Source organism: Cupriavidus sp. IK-TO18, assembly GCF_015549295.1.
In the GTDB taxonomy this organism is placed as follows: Bacteria; Pseudomonadota; Gammaproteobacteria; order Burkholderiales; family Burkholderiaceae; genus Cupriavidus; species Cupriavidus oxalaticus_A.
The window spans coordinates 188,071-204,745 of record NZ_JADGMP010000029.1; the positions used below are offsets into that span (position 1 = coordinate 188,071).

Genomic DNA, 16,675 nt, shown 5'->3' on the forward strand with positions numbered 1-16,675 from the left:
TGTGCTGCCGGCGAATAGGCAGCACCAGTGGCCGCCCCTACTCTGGCATCACCCCCGCCAAAGTTGACACAGGAGCATGGCCATGGCCACCCAAACACGCGCGCCGGAACCCGTTCCAGCCGGCGCGGCACTCACGCTGGCGTCCAGTACTTTCGCCTTCACCATCTGCTTTGCCGTCTGGATGCTGTTCGCCGTCCTGGGCATCCCGCTCAAGCAGGAACTCGGTCTCAACGACACTGAATTCGGCCTGCTGGCCGCCACGCCGGTGCTGAGCGGCTCGCTGATCCGCGTGCCGCTGGGCATCTGGACCGACCGCTTCGGCGGCCGCATCGTCTTCTTCGTGCTGATGCTGGCCACGGTGGTCCCGATCTGGCTGATCTCCTACGCGCACAGCCTGTGGCAACTGCTGGTGCTGGGCCTGTTCGTCGGCCTGGCTGGCGGGTCGTTCTCGGTCGGCACGCCCTATGTGGCGCGCTGGTTCCCGCGCTCGCGCCAGGGCCTGGCGATGGGCATCTTCGGCGCCGGCAACTCGGGCGCGGCACTGACCAAGTTCGTCGCGCCGGCGATGATCCTGGCGGCCGGCACCTGGACCATCGTGCCGCGCGTCTATTCGGTGGCGATGCTCGTCACCGCGCTGCTGTTCTGGGTGCTCTCGCGCAGCAACCCGGCGCACATGGTCAAGTCCAGCGTGGGCTGGCGCGAGCAGCTGGCGGTGATGCGCGACCCGCGCGTGTGGCGCTATTCGCAGTACTACTCGGTGGTGTTCGGCGGCTATGTCGGCCTGTCGCTGTGGATGACCAAGTACTACATCGGCGAATACGGCTTCGACATCAAGACCGCCGCCTTCCTGGCCGCCTGCTTCTCGCTGCCCGGCGGCGTGCTGCGCGCCATCGGCGGCTGGATCTCCGACCGCTACGGCGCACACCGCACCACCTGGTGGGTGATGTGGGTGAGCTGGGTCGGCTTCTTCCTGCTCAGCTATCCGCAGACCGACTTCATCATCCAGACCACCGGCGGCCCGCAGGGCTTCCGCATCGCGCTGACGCCCACGGTATTCACCTTCCTGCTGTTCGTGGTCGGCATCGCCTTCGCCATCGGCAAGGCCTCGGTATTCAAGTTCATCTCCAACGATTTCACGCACAACATCGGCGCGGTCTCCGGCGTGGTCGGCCTGGCCGGCGGCCTGGGCGGCTTCATCCTGCCGATCCTGTTCGGCATGCTGGCCGACCTGACCGGCATCCGCAGCAGCTGCTTCATGCTGATGTACGGCACGGTGTGCGTGAGCCTGGTGTGGATGCACTACAGCCACCGCGCTGAACGCCAGCGCAAGGCACAGGCTGTCGGCCTGACACAGGCGGCCTGATTGCTCACCTCACAAGCGCGCCTCCGCGCTCTCTCAACCAAGGCATACCAATCATGACCTCATCCGTACTCACCCGCTGGGAGCCCGAGAACGTGGCGTTCTGGCAAAGCGAGGGCGAGCGCATCGCCTATCGCAACCTGTGGATCTCGATCCCCGCGCTGATGCTGGCGTTCGTGGTCTGGATGCTGTGGAGCGTGGTCGCGGTCAACCTCGACCGCGCCGGCTTCCAGTTCACCAAGAACCAGCTGTTCTGGCTGACCGCGCTGCCGGCGCTGTCGGGCGCCACGCTGCGCATCTTCTATTCCTTCCTGGTGCCGGTGTTCGGCGGGCGCCGCTTCACCGCGATCTCCACCGCGCTGCTGCTGGTCCCGGCGCTGGGCATGGGCTTCGCGCTGCGCGACCCGTCCACCGGCTATCCCACGCTGCTGGTACTGGCGCTTCTGTGCGGGCTGGGCGGTGCCAACTTCAGCTCGTCGATGGCCAATATCAGCTTCTTCTTCCCCAAGGCGAAGAAAGGCCTGGCTACCGGGCTGAATGCCGGCATCGGCAACCTGGGCGTGTCGGTGGTGCAGTTCGTCACGCCACTGGTGGTGTCGCTGGCGGTGTTCGGTGCGCTCGGCGGCGAGCCGCAGCAATTCCAGGCCAACGGCGCCACGCAGGACCTGTGGCTGCAGAATGCGGGCTTTATCTGGGTGCCGTTCATCGTGGTGTCGGCGCTGGCCGCGTGGTTCGGCATGCATGACATCGCCGATGCCAAGGCGTCGTTCGCCGAGCAGGCCGTGATCTTCAAGCGCAAGCACAACTGGCTGATGTGCTGGCTGTACGTGGGCACCTTCGGCTCGTTCATCGGCTTCTCGGCCGGGCTGGCGCTCTTGACCAAGTCGCAGTTCCCGGGCGTGAACCCCACCGCCTATGCCTTCCTCGGGCCCCTGGTCGGCGCGCTGACGCGTCCCGTGGGCGGCTGGATCTCCGACAAGCTCGGCGGTGCGCGCGTCACGCTGTGGACCTTCATCGGCATGATCGTGGCGGTGTTCGCCGTGCTGGCGGCGCTGCCGCATGACGGCGCCGGCGGCAACTTCACGTACTTCCTCGCGGCCTTCATCGCGCTGTTCGCGCTGACCGGCATCGGCAATGGTTCGACCTTCCGCATGATCCCGGTGATCTTCCTGACCGAGCGCCAGCGCGCCGCGAAGGGCAAGGGCGACGCCGCGCAGCGCCAGGCGCTGCAGGACGCCGGCAAGGAATCCGCGGCGGTGCTGGGCTTTTCCGGCGCGATCGGTGCGTACGGCGGCTTCTTCATCCCAAAGAGCTTCGGCACCTCGCTGGAACTGACCGGTGCCCCCGACACCGCGCTGTACTGCTTCATCGCCTTCTATGTCAGCTGCGTGCTGGTGACCTGGTGGTACTACGCGCGCCGCAACGCGCCCATGCCCTGCTGACCGCCTTGCCGGCCGGACTAGTTCTTCGGAACTAGTCCCGCGGCCGGCACCTCCCCCGATCGCCATGCGGCGGCTGTTCCACCAGCGAATTGGCTGCCGCGCCGCTCCCCCATAAGCTCAAGGTGTCCCTGCAAACGCTCCGGCAAGCCCCGGAGCCCCGCAGAAAAGCCTCGCGGAGAACAAGCAAATGAGTCATTTCCTGGATCGACTGAAGTTCATGTCGCGCGTCAAGTCCACCTATGCGGACGGCCACGGCGCGGTGGTGAACGAAGACCGCAAGTGGGAAGACGGCTACCGCAGCCGCTGGCAGCACGACAGGATCGTGCGCTCCACCCACGGCGTGAACTGCACCGGCTCCTGCTCCTGGAAGGTCTACGTCAAGAACGGCCTGATCACCTGGGAAACGCAGCAGACCGACTACCCGCGCACGCGCCCGGACCTGCCCAACCACGAGCCCCGCGGCTGTCCGCGCGGCGCGTCGTACAGCTGGTACGTCTACTCCGCGCAGCGCGTCAAGTACCCGATGATCCGCGGCCGCCTGATGGAGATGTGGCGCGAGGCCCGCAAGACCATGGACCCGGTCGCCGCCTGGGAATCGATCAGCCAGGATCCGAAGAAGGCGGCGCGCTACAAGAGCGTGCGCGGCCAGGGCGGCTTCGTGCGCGCCGACTGGAACACCGCCACCGAGATGATCGCTGCGGCCAACGCCTTCACCGTGAAGAAGTTCGGCCCCGACCGCGTGATCGGCTTCTCGCCGATCCCGGCCATGTCGATGGTCTCGTACGCCGCCGGCGCGCGCTACCTGAGCCTGCTCGGCGGCGCCTGCCTGTCGTTCTACGACTGGTACTGCGACCTGCCGCCGGCCAGCCCGCAGATCTGGGGCGAGCAGACCGACGTGCCCGAATCGGCGGACTGGTACAACTCGACCTACCTGATGGTGTGGGGCTCCAACGTGCCGCAGACGCGCACGCCCGATGCGCACTTCTATACCGAGGTCCGCTACAAGGGCACCAAGACCGTCGCCGTCTCGTCCGACTTCGGCGAGATGGTCAAGTTCGGCGATATCTGGCTGGCGCCGAAGCAGGGCACCGATGCCGCGCTGGCGATGGCCATGGGCCACGTGGTGCTGAAGGAGTTCCACGCCAACGGCAAGTCCGCCTACTTCCGCGACTACATCAGGCAGTACACCGACATGCCGATGCTGGTGCTGCTGCGCGAAAACCAGGACAACGCAGGCACGCTGGTGCCCGACCACTTCCTGCGCGCCTCGCACCTGGCCGACAACCTCGGCGAAGCCAATCATCCCGAGTGGAAGACGCTGCAGATCGACGACACCACCGGCGAGATCGTCGCGCCCAACGGCTCGATCGGCTTCCGCTGGGGCGAGGCCGCCCACAACGGCGGCGAGAAGGTGGGCCGCTGGAACCTGGAAATGAAGGACGGCGGCAGCGGCCGCCCGGTCGAGCCGCGCCTGTCGCTGCTCAGCCAGCACGATGAGGTAGTGGAAGTCGGCTTCCCCTACTTCGGCGGCGAACACGACGAACTGCTGCGCCGCCGCGTGCCGGCGCGCCGCATCACGCTGGCCGACGGCAGCACCGCGCTGGTGGCGACCGTGTACGACCTGCAGATGGCCAACTACGGTGTCGACCAGGGCCTGGGCGGCCCCAACGTGGCATCCTCATATGAGGACGACGTGCCCTACACCCCGGCCTGGCAGGAAAAGCACACCTCCGTGCCGGCCCGCCTGGTGGTCCAGGTGGCGCGCGAGTTCGCCGACAACGCCGACCGCACGCAGGGCAAGAGCATGGTGATCGTCGGTGCCGCGCTGAACCACTGGTACCACAACGACATGATCTACCGCGGCATCGTCAACCTGCTGATGATGTGCGGCTGCATCGGCAAGAGCGGCGGCGGCTGGGCCCACTATGTCGGACAGGAGAAGCTGCGCCCGCAGTTCGGCTGGGCTCCGCTGGCGTTCGGCCTGGACTGGTCGCGCCCGCCGCGCCAGATGAACGGCACCTCGTTCTTCTACAACCACACCAGCCAGTGGCGCCACGAGAAGCTGGCCGTCGACGAGATCCTGTCGCCGACCGCCGATCGCAAGCGCTATGACGGCCTGTCGCTGCTGGACCTGAACGCCAGGTCCGAGCGCATGGGCTGGCTGCCGTCGGCGCCGCAGCTCGGCAGCAATCCGCTCGACGTGGTCGACGCGGCCGAGCAAGCCGGCAAGGATCCGGTGGCCTACACCGTCGAGCAGCTGAAGTCTGGCGCGCTGCAGTTCGCCTGCGACGATCCCGACAATCCCGCCAACTTCCCGCGCAATATGTTCGTGTGGCGCTCCAACATCCTGGGCAGCTCGGGCAAGGGGCATGAGTACTTCCTGAAGTACCTGCTCGGCACGCAGAACGCCGTGTTCGGGGATGAAAACGATGCGATCACGCCGAGCGAAGTCAACGTGCGCCCGGCCGCCGAAGGCAAGCTCGACCTGCTGACCGTGCTGGACTTCCGCATGAGCACCACCTGCCTGTACGGTGACATCGTGCTGCCGACGGCAACCTGGTACGAGAAGGACGACCTCAACACGTCCGACATGCACCCCTTCATCCACCCGCTGTCCGAGGCCGTGCAGCCGCTGTGGGAAAGCAAGACCGACTGGGAAATCTACAAGGCCATCGCGAAGAAGTTCAGCGAGATCGCCGGCCCGTACCTGGGCACCCGCAAGGACCTGGTGTGCACGCCGCTGCTGCACGACACCCCGGGCGAACTGGGGCAGCCGTTCGAGCCGAAGGACTGGAAGGCCGGCGAGTGCGACCTGATCCCGGGCAAGACCGCGCCGTCGATGACGGTGGTCGAGCGCAACTACGCGGACATCTACAAGAAATTCACCTCGATCGGCCCGCTGCTCGACAAGCTCGGCAATGGCGGGAAGGGCATCAACTGGAACACCCGGCATGAGGTGAAGGAAATCGGCGAGCTGAGCCATACGGTGACGGAACCTGGCGTGAGCCAGGGCCGCCCGAAGCTCGAAACGGCGATCGACGCCGCCGAGATGATCCTGACCTTCGCGCCCGAAACCAACGGCCACGTCGCCGTCAAGGCGTGGGAAGCGCTTTCGAAGATCACCGGCCGCGATCACACCCACCTGGCCGAAGGGCGCGAGCACGACAAGATCCGCTTCCGCGACGTGCAGGCGCAGCCGCGCAAGATCATTTCCGCGCCGACGTGGTCGGGGCTGGAATCGGAAGAGGTCAGCTACAACGCCGGCTACACCAACGTGCACGAACTGATCCCCTGGCGCACACTCACCGGCCGCCAGCAGTTCTACCAGGACCACCGATGGATGCTGGACTTCGGCGAGGGCGCCTGCGTGTACAAGCCGGCCATCGACACCAAGACCGTGGCGCCGATGCTGGGCAAGAAGCCCAACGGCAACCCGGAGCTGGTGCTGAACTGGATCACGCCGCACCAGAAGTGGGGGATCCACTCCACGTATTCGGACAACCTGCGCATGCTGACGCTGTCGCGCGGCGGCCCGCACGTGTGGATCTCGGAAGTCGAGGCCAAGGCCAACGGCATCCGCGACAACGACTGGGTCGAGGTGTTCAACGTCAACGGCACGCTGACCGCGCGCGTCGTGGTGTCGCAGCGCGTGCCCAAGGGCATGTGCCTGATGTACCACGCCCAGGAGAAGATCGTGAACGTGCCTGGCGCCGAGACCAGCGGCATGCGCGGCGGCATCCATAACTCGGTCACGCGCGCCGTGACCAAGCCCACGCACATGATCGGCGGCTACGCGCAGCTGGCCTACGGCTTCAACTACTACGGCACCGTGGGCAGCAACCGCGATGAGTTCGTAATCCTGCGCAAGATGAAGAAGGTCGACTGGCTCGAAGGGCCGCTCGTGGAAAAGACAGAGAAGGAAGGAGCAACGCAATGAAGATCCGCGCCCAGGTGGCCATGGTGCTGAACCTCGACAAGTGCATCGGCTGCCATACCTGCTCCGTAACCTGCAAGAACGTCTGGACCAGCCGCGACGGCGTCGAGTACGCGTGGTTCAACAACGTCGAGACCAAGCCCGGCATCGGCTATCCCAAGGAATGGGAGAACCAGGACAAGTGGCAGGGCGGCTGGAAGCGCAACCCCGACGGCACGCTGGAGCCGCGCCAGGGCGGCAAGCTGAAGATCCTGGCGAACCTGTTCGCCAACCCCAACCTGCCGCAGATCGACGAGTACTACGAGCCGTTCACCTACGACTACGAGCACCTGCAGAAGGCGCCGCTGTCGCAGACCCCGCCCACCGCGCGCCCGGTCTCGGTGCTGACCGGCCGCAAGATGGAAAAGATCGAGTGGGGCCCGAACTGGGAAGACGACCTCGGCGGCGAGTTCAGCTCGCGCGGCCGCGACAAGCTCTTCGACGACGTGCAGAAGGAGATGTACTCGACCTTCGAGAACACCTTCATGATGTACCTGCCGCGCCTGTGCGAGCACTGCCTGAACCCGGCCTGCGTGGCCTCTTGCCCGTCGGGCTCGATCTACAAGCGCGAGGATGATGGCATCGTACTGGTCGACCAGGACAAGTGCCGCGGTTGGCGCATGTGCATCTCGGGCTGCCCGTACAAGAAGATCTACTTCAACTGGCAGAGCGGCAAGGCCGAGAAATGCCTGTTCTGCTATCCGCGCATCGAGGCTGGCCAGCCTACGGTCTGCTCCGAGACCTGCGTCGGCCGCATCCGCTACCTCGGCGTGATGCTGTACGACGCCGACCGCATCGAGCACGCCGCGTCGGTGGCCGATGAACGCGACCTGTACCAGTCGCAGCTCGACGTGTTCCTCGATCCGCACGACCCGGCGGTGCAGGCCGAGGCGCTGCGCCAGGGCATCCCGCAAAGCTGGCTCGATGCCGCGCGCAAGTCGCCGGTGTACAAGATGGCGTGCGAATGGAAGGTCGCCTTCCCGCTGCACCCCGAGTACCGCACGCTGCCGATGGTCTGGTACATCCCGCCGCTGTCGCCGATCCAGTCGGCGGCCGAAGCGGGCCACATGGGCATGAACGGCATCATCCCCGACGTCAAGAGCCTGCGCATCCCGGTCAAGTACCTGGCCAACCTGCTGACCGCGGGCGACGTGATGCCGGTGCTGTCGGCGCTGGACCGCATGCTGGCAATGCGCGCCTACAAGCGCTCGCAGGTGGTGGACGGCGTGCAGGACCTGGACGTGCTCAGGCAAGTGGGGCTGACACCAGCGCAGGTCGAGGATATGTACAAGACCATGGCGATCGCCAACTACGAGGACCGCTTCGTGATCCCGTCCTCGCACAAGGAAATGGTCGAGGACAGCTTCAACGACAAGGCCAGCTGCGGCTTCACCTTCGGCAACGGCTGCTCGGGCGGCACCTCGGATGGCGCGCTGTTCGGCAAGAAGCCGCAGGGCAGCGTGCATTTCGTCGATATGCCCAGGTCGCGCAAGAAGGCCGTGATGAGCTGAGCGCCCGCGAACGAACCGGAGAACAACATGCCCCTCTATCCCATCCTCAGCGCGCTGCTCGGCTATCCCGAGCAGGAACTGATCGACGCGCTGCCCGAGATCGACACCGCCCTGGCCGAATGGCCGCAGGCCCGCCACCTGCTGGCGCCGGTGACCGACATGCTGCGCGGCGAAGCGCTGATCACGCTGCAGGAGAACTATGTCGCCACCTTCGACCGCAACCCGTCGCACTCGCTGCACCTGCTCGAGCATGTGCACGGCGAAAGCCGCGACCGCGGCCAGGCCATGGTCGACCTGATCGACGAATACCGGCGCGACGGCTTCGAGCCGGCCGCGTCGGAGTTGCCGGACTACGTGCCGCTGTTCCTGGAGTTCCTCGGGGCGCTGAGCGCCGACGGCAAGGAGGCACGCGCCGAGCACCTGCTGGGCGAGGCGATCCACGTGCTGGCCGCGATCGGCGACCGGCTCGCGCGCAACCAGAGCCCGTATGCCGGCGTGTTCGCTGTGCTGCGCACGCTGACCGACGTGCAGCCGCAACCGCAGCAGGAGCCGCCGGTGCGGGACATGGACGAGGCGCTGGAGACCTTCGGTCCGGGCGCCGATGGCGTGGAGCCGCTGCTGGCGCCACAGACTGGGCCGCAGGCGGTGAAATTCTATCCGCGTGGCACGGCGCCGGTTCCCGCGCATTGCTGACCACACCTGGCAAGGCAACCCGAACACAGACATTGGGCTAATACCATGGCAACGCTTCACCAATTCCTCTACGGCATCTACCCCTACATCGCTGCCGCCATCTTCCTGTTCGGCAGCCTGGCCCGCTTCGAGCGCGAGCAGTACACCTGGAAGACCGACAGCTCGCAGGTGCTCTACCGCGGCAACCTGCGCATGGGCAACATCCTGTTCCACGTCGGCATCCTGGGCCTGTTCTTCGGCCACCTGGTGGGCCTGCTGACGCCGGTGGCGGTATGGGACGCGCTGGGCGTCTCGCACGGTTTCAAGCAAGGCGTGGCCATGGCGGCCGGCGGCGTGATGGGCACCATGTGCCTGGCCGGGCTGCTGATCCTGCTGCACCGCCGCCTGACCAACGCGCGCGTGTCCGCCGTGACCCGCACCGGGGACAAGGTGCTGCTGCTGTGGCTGCTGGTGACGCTGCTGCTGGGCCTGTCCACCATCTTCGAATCGGCCGGCCACATGGACGGCCACATGATGGTGCAGCTGATGACCTGGGCCCAGCACCTCGTCACGCTGCGCGGCGACGCCGCCGGCTATATCGCCGACGCGCCGCTGCTGTTCAAGGCGCACCTGTTCATGGGCATCACGCTGTTCGCGATCTTCCCGTTCACGCGGCTGGTGCATGTGTGGAGCGGCTTTGCCTCGGTCGGCTACGTCGGCCGCGCCTGGCAGCTGGTACGCGGACGCTGAACCAACGGAGAACCGACATGCCTGTCACCGTCAACGGCGTGGAACTTCGCGACGCCGATATCGAACGCGAGCTGGACCACCATCATGACGCGGCCAATCCCGCGAAGATGGCGACGATCGCGGCCATCCTGCGCCTGCTGGTGCGCGAAGAGGCCGGACGCATCGGCCTGAGCGTGCCCGGCCAGGACGACGACGCGCTCGCCATGGCGCTGCTGGAGCGCGAGGCCGGCATCCCCGAGCCTGACGAAGCCAGCTGCCGCCGCCACTACGACAGCCGTCCGGAGCGCTTCCGCGACGGCGAATGGGTCGAGGCCGACCACATCCTGTTCCAGGTGACGCCGCGCGTGCCGCTGGATGCGCTGCGCGAGATCGCGGCGCAGACGCTGGCGCTGGTGCGCGGCGATCCGTCGAGCTTCGCGCAGCATGCCCGCGCGCTGTCGAACTGCCCGAGCGGCAACAACGGCGGCCGCCTGGGCCGCGTGTTCCGCGGCGAAGCCGCGCCGGAGTTCGAGCGCGCGCTCTTTGCCGCGCAGCATGACGGCGTCTTGCCGCAACTGGTCGAGACCCGCTTCGGGCTGCATATCGTGCGCATCCTGGAGCGCTGCCCCGGCACCCGACTGCCCTTCGATGCCGTGCGCGGCGACATCGCCTGTGCGCTGGCCACGGCGGCGCGCGACCGCGCCTGGAAGCAGTACGCCAGCCTGCTGATCGGCCGCGCCCGCATCGAAGGCATCGAACTGGAAGGCGCCGACAGCCCGCTGGTGCAGTAGCGCCGCCATCCTGACCAACGGAAACCGCCATGCATCAGATCGAACATCTACTGAAGGGCTTCGAGCGGTTCCAGCAACGCTATTTCGACGATGCGCCGAGCCTGTTCGACGCGCTGCGCACCGGGCAGCAGCCGCCCACGCTGCTGATCGGCTGCTGCGACTCGCGCGTGGACCCGGCCCTGCTGCTGGGTTGCGACCCCGGCGATCTCTTCACCGTGCGCAATATCGGCAACCTGGTGCCGCCCTGCACCGGGCGTCATGAAGGCAGCCTGCACGGCGTGTCCGCCGCGATCCAGTTTGCCGTCGAGCAGCTGCAGGTCGACCGCATCATCGTGATGGGCCATGGCGGCTGCGGCGGCATCCGCGCGCTGCTGGCGCAGCCGGCCGACGCCGGCGACCATCCGCCCGAAGAAGGCGACGAAGCCGACTACCTCGGCGCCTGGGTGCGCATCGCCGCACCGGCGCGCCGGCAGGTGGAGCAAACGCTCGCCGACGCCAGCCCGGCGCAGCGCCAGCGCGCCTGCGAACAGGCGGCGATCCTGGTCTCGCTGCGCAACCTGCAGACCTTCCCGTTCGTGCGTCGCGCGCTGGAAGCCGGAAGGCTGACGCTGCACGGCTGGTACTTCGACTTGCAGGCCGGCGCCCTGCTGGCCTACTCGCAACGCGCCGATGCCTTCCTGCCGCTGGTATGCCCTTTGCCCATTACCGCCGCACAAACCGAATCCGTCACGACATGAATCCCTTTATCTTTGGCATCACCGGCACCTCGGGCAGCGGCAAGACCACGCTGATTACCGCATTGCTGCCGTGGTTTCGCGCGCAAGGCCTGACCGTCAACGTGATCAAGCACAGCCACCATCCGCTGGAGCTCGAGCCCCCCGGCAAGGACAGCGCGCGCTTTCGCACGGCCGGTGCCACGGAAGTGATGGTGGCCTCGCCCTATCGCTACGCCATCGTGCGAGAGCTGGCCAATGAAGCCGAGCCGACGCTTGCCGAACAGGTGGCGCGGCTGCGGCCGGCGGACATCACGCTGGTCGAAGGCTTCCGCCGGGAGGATATTCCGCGCATCGAGGTGTATCGCCCGGCGCATGGGCGTGCGCCCTACTATCCCTGCGATCCGTCGATCGTCGCTGTGGCGACCGATGCGCGGCTCGACACATTGCTGCCGTGCCTGCCGCTGGACGATAGCGGGCAGGTCGGCCGGTTCATCCTCGCCATGCGCGGCCGGAACCATCTGGATCCGCTCGACTCCGGCGCTTTCCCCACAGCGGTGGACATGGTCGCCGCCTGACGGCGGCCTCCGGCGGACCCGACAGCCCCGGCGGCATGTGCGGGATGCTGCGTCTGTGCGTCGCCGGAATGCCCGCGCCAGTGCCCGCGCCGCCACCCGCCTCGACAATTTCCGCACGCCGCCTATCTTAAGGGTGTCAGTACTGGCGCCGCCGGTGCTGCCGACTGCCCGTCCGCGGCAGGCGGCAGTCGCCGTTTGCCCGGACGCAGGCATCAAGCGAATGAACGAGGACTCACCCCCGCGGCAGAACTATGAGGATGCCCTGCTCGGCATCGTGGGGGAGATGTCTACCGCCATGCGGCCGCAGGCCGAAGCCGGTGCAGCCGCCGCCCCCTCGTTGGACAGCGCGCTCGAAGCCGAACTGGGCTTCGACAGCCTGACGCGCGCCGAACTCCTGACCCGCATCGAACAGCGCTTCGGCGTCAGCCTGCCGGAACAGGTGCTGGCCCAGGCCGACACCCCGCGCGCGCTGCTGCGCGCCGTGCTCGCCGCCAGGGACCTGCCGCCCGGCGCTGAAGATGCACCCGCACGGCTGGCCAGCCCGGCACCGGCAGATGCCGCGGCACAAGCGCCGGAAGGCGCCGCCACCATGACGGACGTGCTGCGCTGGCACCTGCACCGCCACCCGGACCGTACCCACATCATCCTGCACAGCGGCGAGGGCGAGGATACGCCGATCACTTTTGCGCAACTGCACCGGCGCGCCTGTGCAGTCGCAGCCGGCCTGGCCGCGCGCGGCGTGCGCGCCGGTACGACCGTGGCACTGATGCTGCCAACCAGCGCGGAGTACTTCTACTGCTTTACCGGCATCCTGATGGCAGGCGGGATCCCGGTGCCGCTCTACCCGCCGGCGCGGCTGGCGCAGATCGGTGATCACCTGCAGCGCCACGCCGGCATCCTGGCCAACGCGCAGGCGCCGATCCTGATCACGGTGGCCGAAGCGCGGCCGCTCGCCACCCTGCTCAAGGCCAGCACCGGCACGCTGCAAAGCGTGCTGACGCCACAAGAAGTTGAGGACACCGACGCGGCGCCGGTCCATGCGATGCTGCGCGCGCACGATATCGCGCTGCTGCAATACACCTCCGGCAGCACCGGTTCGCCCAAGGGCGTGGTGCTGACGCACACCAACCTGCTGGCCAACCTGCGCGCCATGGGCTTGGCGCTGTCGGTCGACTCGCGCGACGTCTTTGTCAGCTGGCTGCCGCTGTATCACGACATGGGCCTCATCGGCGCCTGGATGGGCAGCCTGTACTTCGCCTTCCCGCTGGTGGTGATGTCGCCGCTCACGTTCCTGGCACGGCCCGAGCGCTGGCTGTGGGCGATCCACAAGTACCGGGGCACGCTGTCTGGCGGGCCCAACTTTGCGTATGAACTGTGCCTGCACAGGCTGGCCCAGGCGGACCTGTCGGGCCTGGACCTGTCGAGCTGGCGTTTCGCCTTCAACGGTGCCGAGCCGGTGAGCCTGCAGACCATGCGCAAGTTCACGGCGCGCTTCGCCCGGCATGGACTGCGCGCGCAAGCGGCAGCGCCGGTCTACGGGCTGGCCGAAGCATCGGTGGGCCTGACCTTCCCGCCGCCGGGACGCGATCTGACGGCCGACCTCATCGACCGCGCCGCATTCGCACGCACGTCGCGGGCCGTTCCTGCCGGAGCGGACGGGCCAGACGTGGCAGGCGAACGGGACGCCATGGAGATCCCGTCGTGCGGGCGGCCGCTGCCCGGCCACGATATCCGCATCGTCGACGCCAGCGGCTGCGAACTGCCCGAGCGGCGTGAGGGCCTGCTGCAGTTCCGCGGGCCTTCGGCCACCAGCGGCTATTTCCGCAACCCCGCGCAGACGCGCCAGCTCTTCGATCGCGGCTGGCTCAACACCGGCGACTACGCCTATATCGCCGACGGCGAGCTCTTCATCACCGGACGCGCCAAGGAAACCATCGTCCGCGGCGGCCGCAATCTCTATCCCTACGAAGTGGAGCAGGCCATCGGGGCCATCCCCGGCATCCGCAAGGGCTGCGTCGCGGTGTTCGGCAGCCCCGATCCGGCCAGCGGCACCGAGCACATCGTGGTGATGGCGGAATCTGCGGCAACGGACGAAGCAGCGCGCAGCGCGCTGCAACGGCAGGCGCTGAAGACCGCGCTCGATGTGCTCGGCATGCCGCCGGACCATGTCGTGCTGGTGCCACCGCACACCATCCTGAAGACGTCGAGCGGCAAGATCCGCCGCGCCGCTTGCCGGGAGCGATTCGAGCATGGCGGCACCGGCCCGGGCGACGCCGCGCCATGGCTGCAGATCGCGCGCTTCGGCTGGCAGGCGCTGCTGCCGCAGTTGCGGCGCGGCCGGCATGCCGCCGCCGGGCTGTCCTATTCGCTGTACGCGTGGCTGCTGTTCGCCGCGATGGCGCCAGTGACGTGCCTGGCTTCGGTGGCGATGCACCGGCCTGCCATGGGCTGGACGCTCAGCCACCACGCCGCCCGGCTGCTGCTGCGGCTGGCCGGGGTGCCATGGTTCGTGCAGGGGCTGGAGCACCTGCCGCGCAATCGCGCCTGCGTGCTGGTATCGAACCATGCCAGCTACCTGGACGGCATGGTGCTGATCGCCGCACTGCCCATGCCCGTGTGCGTGGTGGCCAAGCGCGAGCTGCAAGGACAACGCATCCCGGGCGCCTACCTGTCCAGCATCGGGGCCGACTTCATCGACCGTTTCGACAACGTGCGCGAATCTGAGGCGATCGAGCGACTGGTCACAACCGTGCGCGCCGGGCGCTCTGCCCTGCTGTTCCCGGAAGGCACCTTCGGCCGCGAGCCGGGGCTGCAACGTTTTCGCTCGGGCGCCTTTGTCGCCGCCGCCCGTGCCGGCGCCCCGGTGGTTCCGATTGCGCTGCGGGGCACCCGCTCGGTGCTGCGCGACGGCCAGTGGCTGCCGCGCCGGGGCCCGATCAGTGTCGTCATCGGCCGGCCCCTGCCGCCCGACGGGCAGGACTGGCCGGCGGCAATGCGGCTGCGCAACGCGGCCCGCGCCGAGATCCTCCACTACTGCGGCGAACCCGATGCACTGCGTATCAAGGCGCAGCCTGCGCGGCCCCACCTCGCGCGGCAGCTGCCATGATCCCTGCTGGCCGGACCGGGCGCGAGCCGCCGACCGTCACATCGACCGTCTCACCGGCCGTCTCACCCGCCGTTTCACCCGCCGTTTCACCATAAGGCAATGGAGACCTTTGCCACCGCCCCGATGTGGGCCGGATTTTTTGTCCTGGTGCTGGGCACGCTGCTCGTGGACATCTTTGTCCTTGGCGGCCGGCATGCGCACCGCGTCTCCTCGCGCGAAGCGCTGGGCTGGACCCTGACCTGGATGACCCTGGCCGCGCTGTTCGGCCTCGGGCTCTGGTGGGTGGTGGCCGAGGACGCCGGCCACGACGCCGCCAATCGCAAGGTGCTGGAGTTCTACACCGGCTACCTGATCGAGCTGTCGCTGTCGGTCGACAACATGTTCGTGTTCGCGATGATCTTCAGCTACTTCGCGGTGCCGCCGGAACTGCAGCGCCGGGTGCTGCTGCTTGGCGTGCTCGGCGCGATCCTGATGCGCGCCGCGATGATCCTGGTGGGCGTATGGCTGATCAGCCAGTTCGCCTGGATTCTCTACGTGTTCGGCGTGTTCCTCATCATCACCGGCATCAAGATGCTGTTCATGTCCAGGCATGCGCCCGACCTCTCGCGCAATCCCATCGTGCGCTTCCTGTGCGCGCATATGCGGATCACCCCGCAGTATCACGGCGAACGCTTCTTCGTGCGCATCGACGGCCTGCGCTATGCCACCCCGATGTTCGTGGTGGTGCTGATGGTGGAGGCCACCGACCTGGTGTTCGCCGTCGACAGCATCCCGGCGATCTTCGCCGTGACCACCGATCCCTTCATCGTCTTCACGTCGAACATCTTCGCGATCATGGGGCTGCGCGCGCTGTATTTCCTGCTCGCCAACCTGGCGGCGCATTTCCAGTACCTGAAGTACGGCCTTGCCGTCGTGCTCGCCTTCATCGGCGCCAAGATGCTGGTCGAGCCGTGGTTCCACGTACCGGTGCACTGGTCCCTGGGCGCGGTCGCGATGACACTGTTCGTCTCCGTCCTGCTCAGCCAGGCCAGGACCAGGCGAGCCGCCGCGGCGGGCGATGAGCCGGGCCGCGGCGGCGCACCGCGCGAACGCGAGGCCGGTAACCGGCGCACATGAGGAGCAAGCCATGAACAAGATCCTGCTGGCGACCGACGGGTCGTCCTATAGCGACGCGGCTGCGCGCTACCTGGCGCAAAGCCCGTTGCTGACCCGCGACTTCGTCGTGCACGTGGTGCATTGCGAGCCGGATGTGCCCGGCGACATCAAATCTTTCATCGATCGCCGCACGCTCGACGACTGGCATCGCGAACAGAACGAGAAGGCGATGGGCTCGGTGGCCACCATCCTCGGCGAAGCCGGGATCCCGTTCGAGCGCCATGGCTTCACTGGCTTCGCGCCGACCCGCATCGTGGAGTATGCGAGCCAGATCGGTGCGAGCCTGATCGTGATGGGCTCGCATGGCCGGGGCGGATTCCTGGATGCCATCGTGGGGTCGGTGGCAAGGCGGGTCCTTGCCCATGCGCACTGTCCTGTGCTGCTGATCAAGGATTAGCAGCGCGTCGTTCCCACTAGGCACGGCCCCATAGCCATAAGGGCGGCGAGCGCTTCCACGCGATGGCGCCGCCGCTGGGAGCGCGCGCCTGGCGCGCACGCAACCGCGTCTTCTCCACAGGCAAAAAACCGCTGCATGACATCCTGCCCGGTTTGATGCCAGTCAATCCCCTTCTCGCAGTGTGTCCGCATCATCACTGCAAGCGCCTGGTGCCAGTTCGCGCCCCACAAGCACCGCGACAACAGCTT

12 protein-coding genes are annotated in these 16,675 nt (G+C 67.4%); all 12 read left to right on the top strand.

Features of this window, described 5'->3' with window-relative positions; genetic code table 11:
• Positions 1 to 82: 82 nt before the first annotated feature.
• The 12 genes from IPF36_RS21345 to IPF36_RS21400 all read left to right on the top strand — a co-directional run bounded on the left by IPF36_RS21345 (position 83) and on the right by IPF36_RS21400 (position 16,427).
• Positions 83 to 1,363, top strand: coding sequence for a nitrate/nitrite transporter (locus IPF36_RS21345; protein WP_195430036.1), 1,281 nt, complete (start codon positions 83 to 85; stop codon positions 1,361 to 1,363).
• Positions 1,364 to 1,416: 53 nt separating this feature from the next.
• On the top strand, positions 1,417 to 2,802 hold the full coding sequence (locus IPF36_RS21350; protein ID WP_135703191.1) for a NarK family nitrate/nitrite MFS transporter: 1,386 nt from the start codon (positions 1,417 to 1,419) through the stop codon (positions 2,800 to 2,802).
• Between the two features lie 187 nt (positions 2,803 to 2,989).
• Positions 2,990 to 6,739, top strand: a complete 3,750-nt coding sequence (locus tag IPF36_RS21355; protein WP_195430039.1) for a nitrate reductase subunit alpha — start codon at positions 2,990 to 2,992, stop codon at positions 6,737 to 6,739.
• On the top strand, positions 6,736 to 8,286 hold the full coding sequence (gene narH / locus IPF36_RS21360) for a nitrate reductase subunit beta (RefSeq protein WP_195430041.1): 1,551 nt from the start codon (positions 6,736 to 6,738) through the stop codon (positions 8,284 to 8,286). The genes IPF36_RS21355 and narH overlap by 4 nt, the downstream gene beginning before the upstream one ends.
• A gap of 27 nt (positions 8,287 to 8,313) precedes the next feature.
• Entirely contained in the window at positions 8,314 to 8,979 is a 666-nt protein-coding gene (gene narJ, locus IPF36_RS21365; RefSeq protein ID WP_195430044.1) for a nitrate reductase molybdenum cofactor assembly chaperone, read from the top strand.
• A 45-nt stretch (positions 8,980 to 9,024) separates the two neighbouring features.
• Entirely contained in the window at positions 9,025 to 9,708 is a 684-nt protein-coding gene (gene narI, locus IPF36_RS21370) for a respiratory nitrate reductase subunit gamma (protein WP_135703195.1), read from the top strand.
• Between the two features lie 17 nt (positions 9,709 to 9,725).
• Complete coding sequence (locus IPF36_RS21375) at positions 9,726 to 10,478, top strand: peptidylprolyl isomerase (RefSeq protein ID WP_135703196.1); 753 nt, start codon at positions 9,726 to 9,728, stop codon at positions 10,476 to 10,478.
• 29 nt (positions 10,479 to 10,507) lie between these two features.
• Positions 10,508 to 11,215, top strand: a complete 708-nt coding sequence (locus IPF36_RS21380) for a carbonic anhydrase (RefSeq protein ID WP_133095916.1) — start codon at positions 10,508 to 10,510, stop codon at positions 11,213 to 11,215.
• Positions 11,212 to 11,769, top strand: coding sequence for a molybdopterin-guanine dinucleotide biosynthesis protein B (gene mobB / locus IPF36_RS21385; RefSeq protein ID WP_135703197.1), 558 nt, complete (start codon positions 11,212 to 11,214; stop codon positions 11,767 to 11,769). The genes IPF36_RS21380 and mobB overlap by 4 nt, the downstream gene beginning before the upstream one ends.
• Before the next feature lie 220 nt (positions 11,770 to 11,989).
• Positions 11,990 to 14,875: an AMP-binding protein gene (locus IPF36_RS21390; protein WP_135703198.1), complete on the top strand. Its 2,886-nt coding sequence runs from the start codon at positions 11,990 to 11,992 to the stop codon at positions 14,873 to 14,875.
• 99 nt (positions 14,876 to 14,974) lie between these two features.
• Positions 14,975 to 15,991: a TerC family protein gene (locus IPF36_RS21395; RefSeq protein ID WP_133095919.1), complete on the top strand. Its 1,017-nt coding sequence runs from the start codon at positions 14,975 to 14,977 to the stop codon at positions 15,989 to 15,991.
• Positions 15,992 to 16,001: 10 nt separating this feature from the next.
• Entirely contained in the window at positions 16,002 to 16,427 is a 426-nt protein-coding gene (locus tag IPF36_RS21400; protein WP_133095920.1) for a universal stress protein, read from the top strand.
• Positions 16,428 to 16,675: the final 248 nt, after the last annotated feature.

Coding starts and splice junctions, on each gene's coding strand:
- IPF36_RS21350 (WP_135703191.1), top strand. CDS start 1,417: ATGACCTCATCCGTACTCACCCGCTGGGAGCCCGAGAACGTGGCGTTC.
- IPF36_RS21345 (WP_195430036.1), top strand. CDS start 83: ATGGCCACCCAAACACGCGCGCCGGAACCCGTTCCAGCCGGCGCGGCA.
- narJ (WP_195430044.1), top strand. CDS start 8,314: ATGCCCCTCTATCCCATCCTCAGCGCGCTGCTCGGCTATCCCGAGCAG.
- IPF36_RS21390 (WP_135703198.1), top strand. CDS start 11,990: ATGAACGAGGACTCACCCCCGCGGCAGAACTATGAGGATGCCCTGCTC.
- IPF36_RS21400 (WP_133095920.1), top strand. CDS start 16,002: ATGAACAAGATCCTGCTGGCGACCGACGGGTCGTCCTATAGCGACGCG.
- mobB (WP_135703197.1), top strand. CDS start 11,212: ATGAATCCCTTTATCTTTGGCATCACCGGCACCTCGGGCAGCGGCAAG.
- IPF36_RS21395 (WP_133095919.1), top strand. CDS start 14,975: ATGGAGACCTTTGCCACCGCCCCGATGTGGGCCGGATTTTTTGTCCTG.
- IPF36_RS21375 (WP_135703196.1), top strand. CDS start 9,726: ATGCCTGTCACCGTCAACGGCGTGGAACTTCGCGACGCCGATATCGAA.
- narH (WP_195430041.1), top strand. CDS start 6,736: ATGAAGATCCGCGCCCAGGTGGCCATGGTGCTGAACCTCGACAAGTGC.
- narI (WP_135703195.1), top strand. CDS start 9,025: ATGGCAACGCTTCACCAATTCCTCTACGGCATCTACCCCTACATCGCT.
- IPF36_RS21355 (WP_195430039.1), top strand. CDS start 2,990: ATGAGTCATTTCCTGGATCGACTGAAGTTCATGTCGCGCGTCAAGTCC.
- IPF36_RS21380 (WP_133095916.1), top strand. CDS start 10,508: ATGCATCAGATCGAACATCTACTGAAGGGCTTCGAGCGGTTCCAGCAA.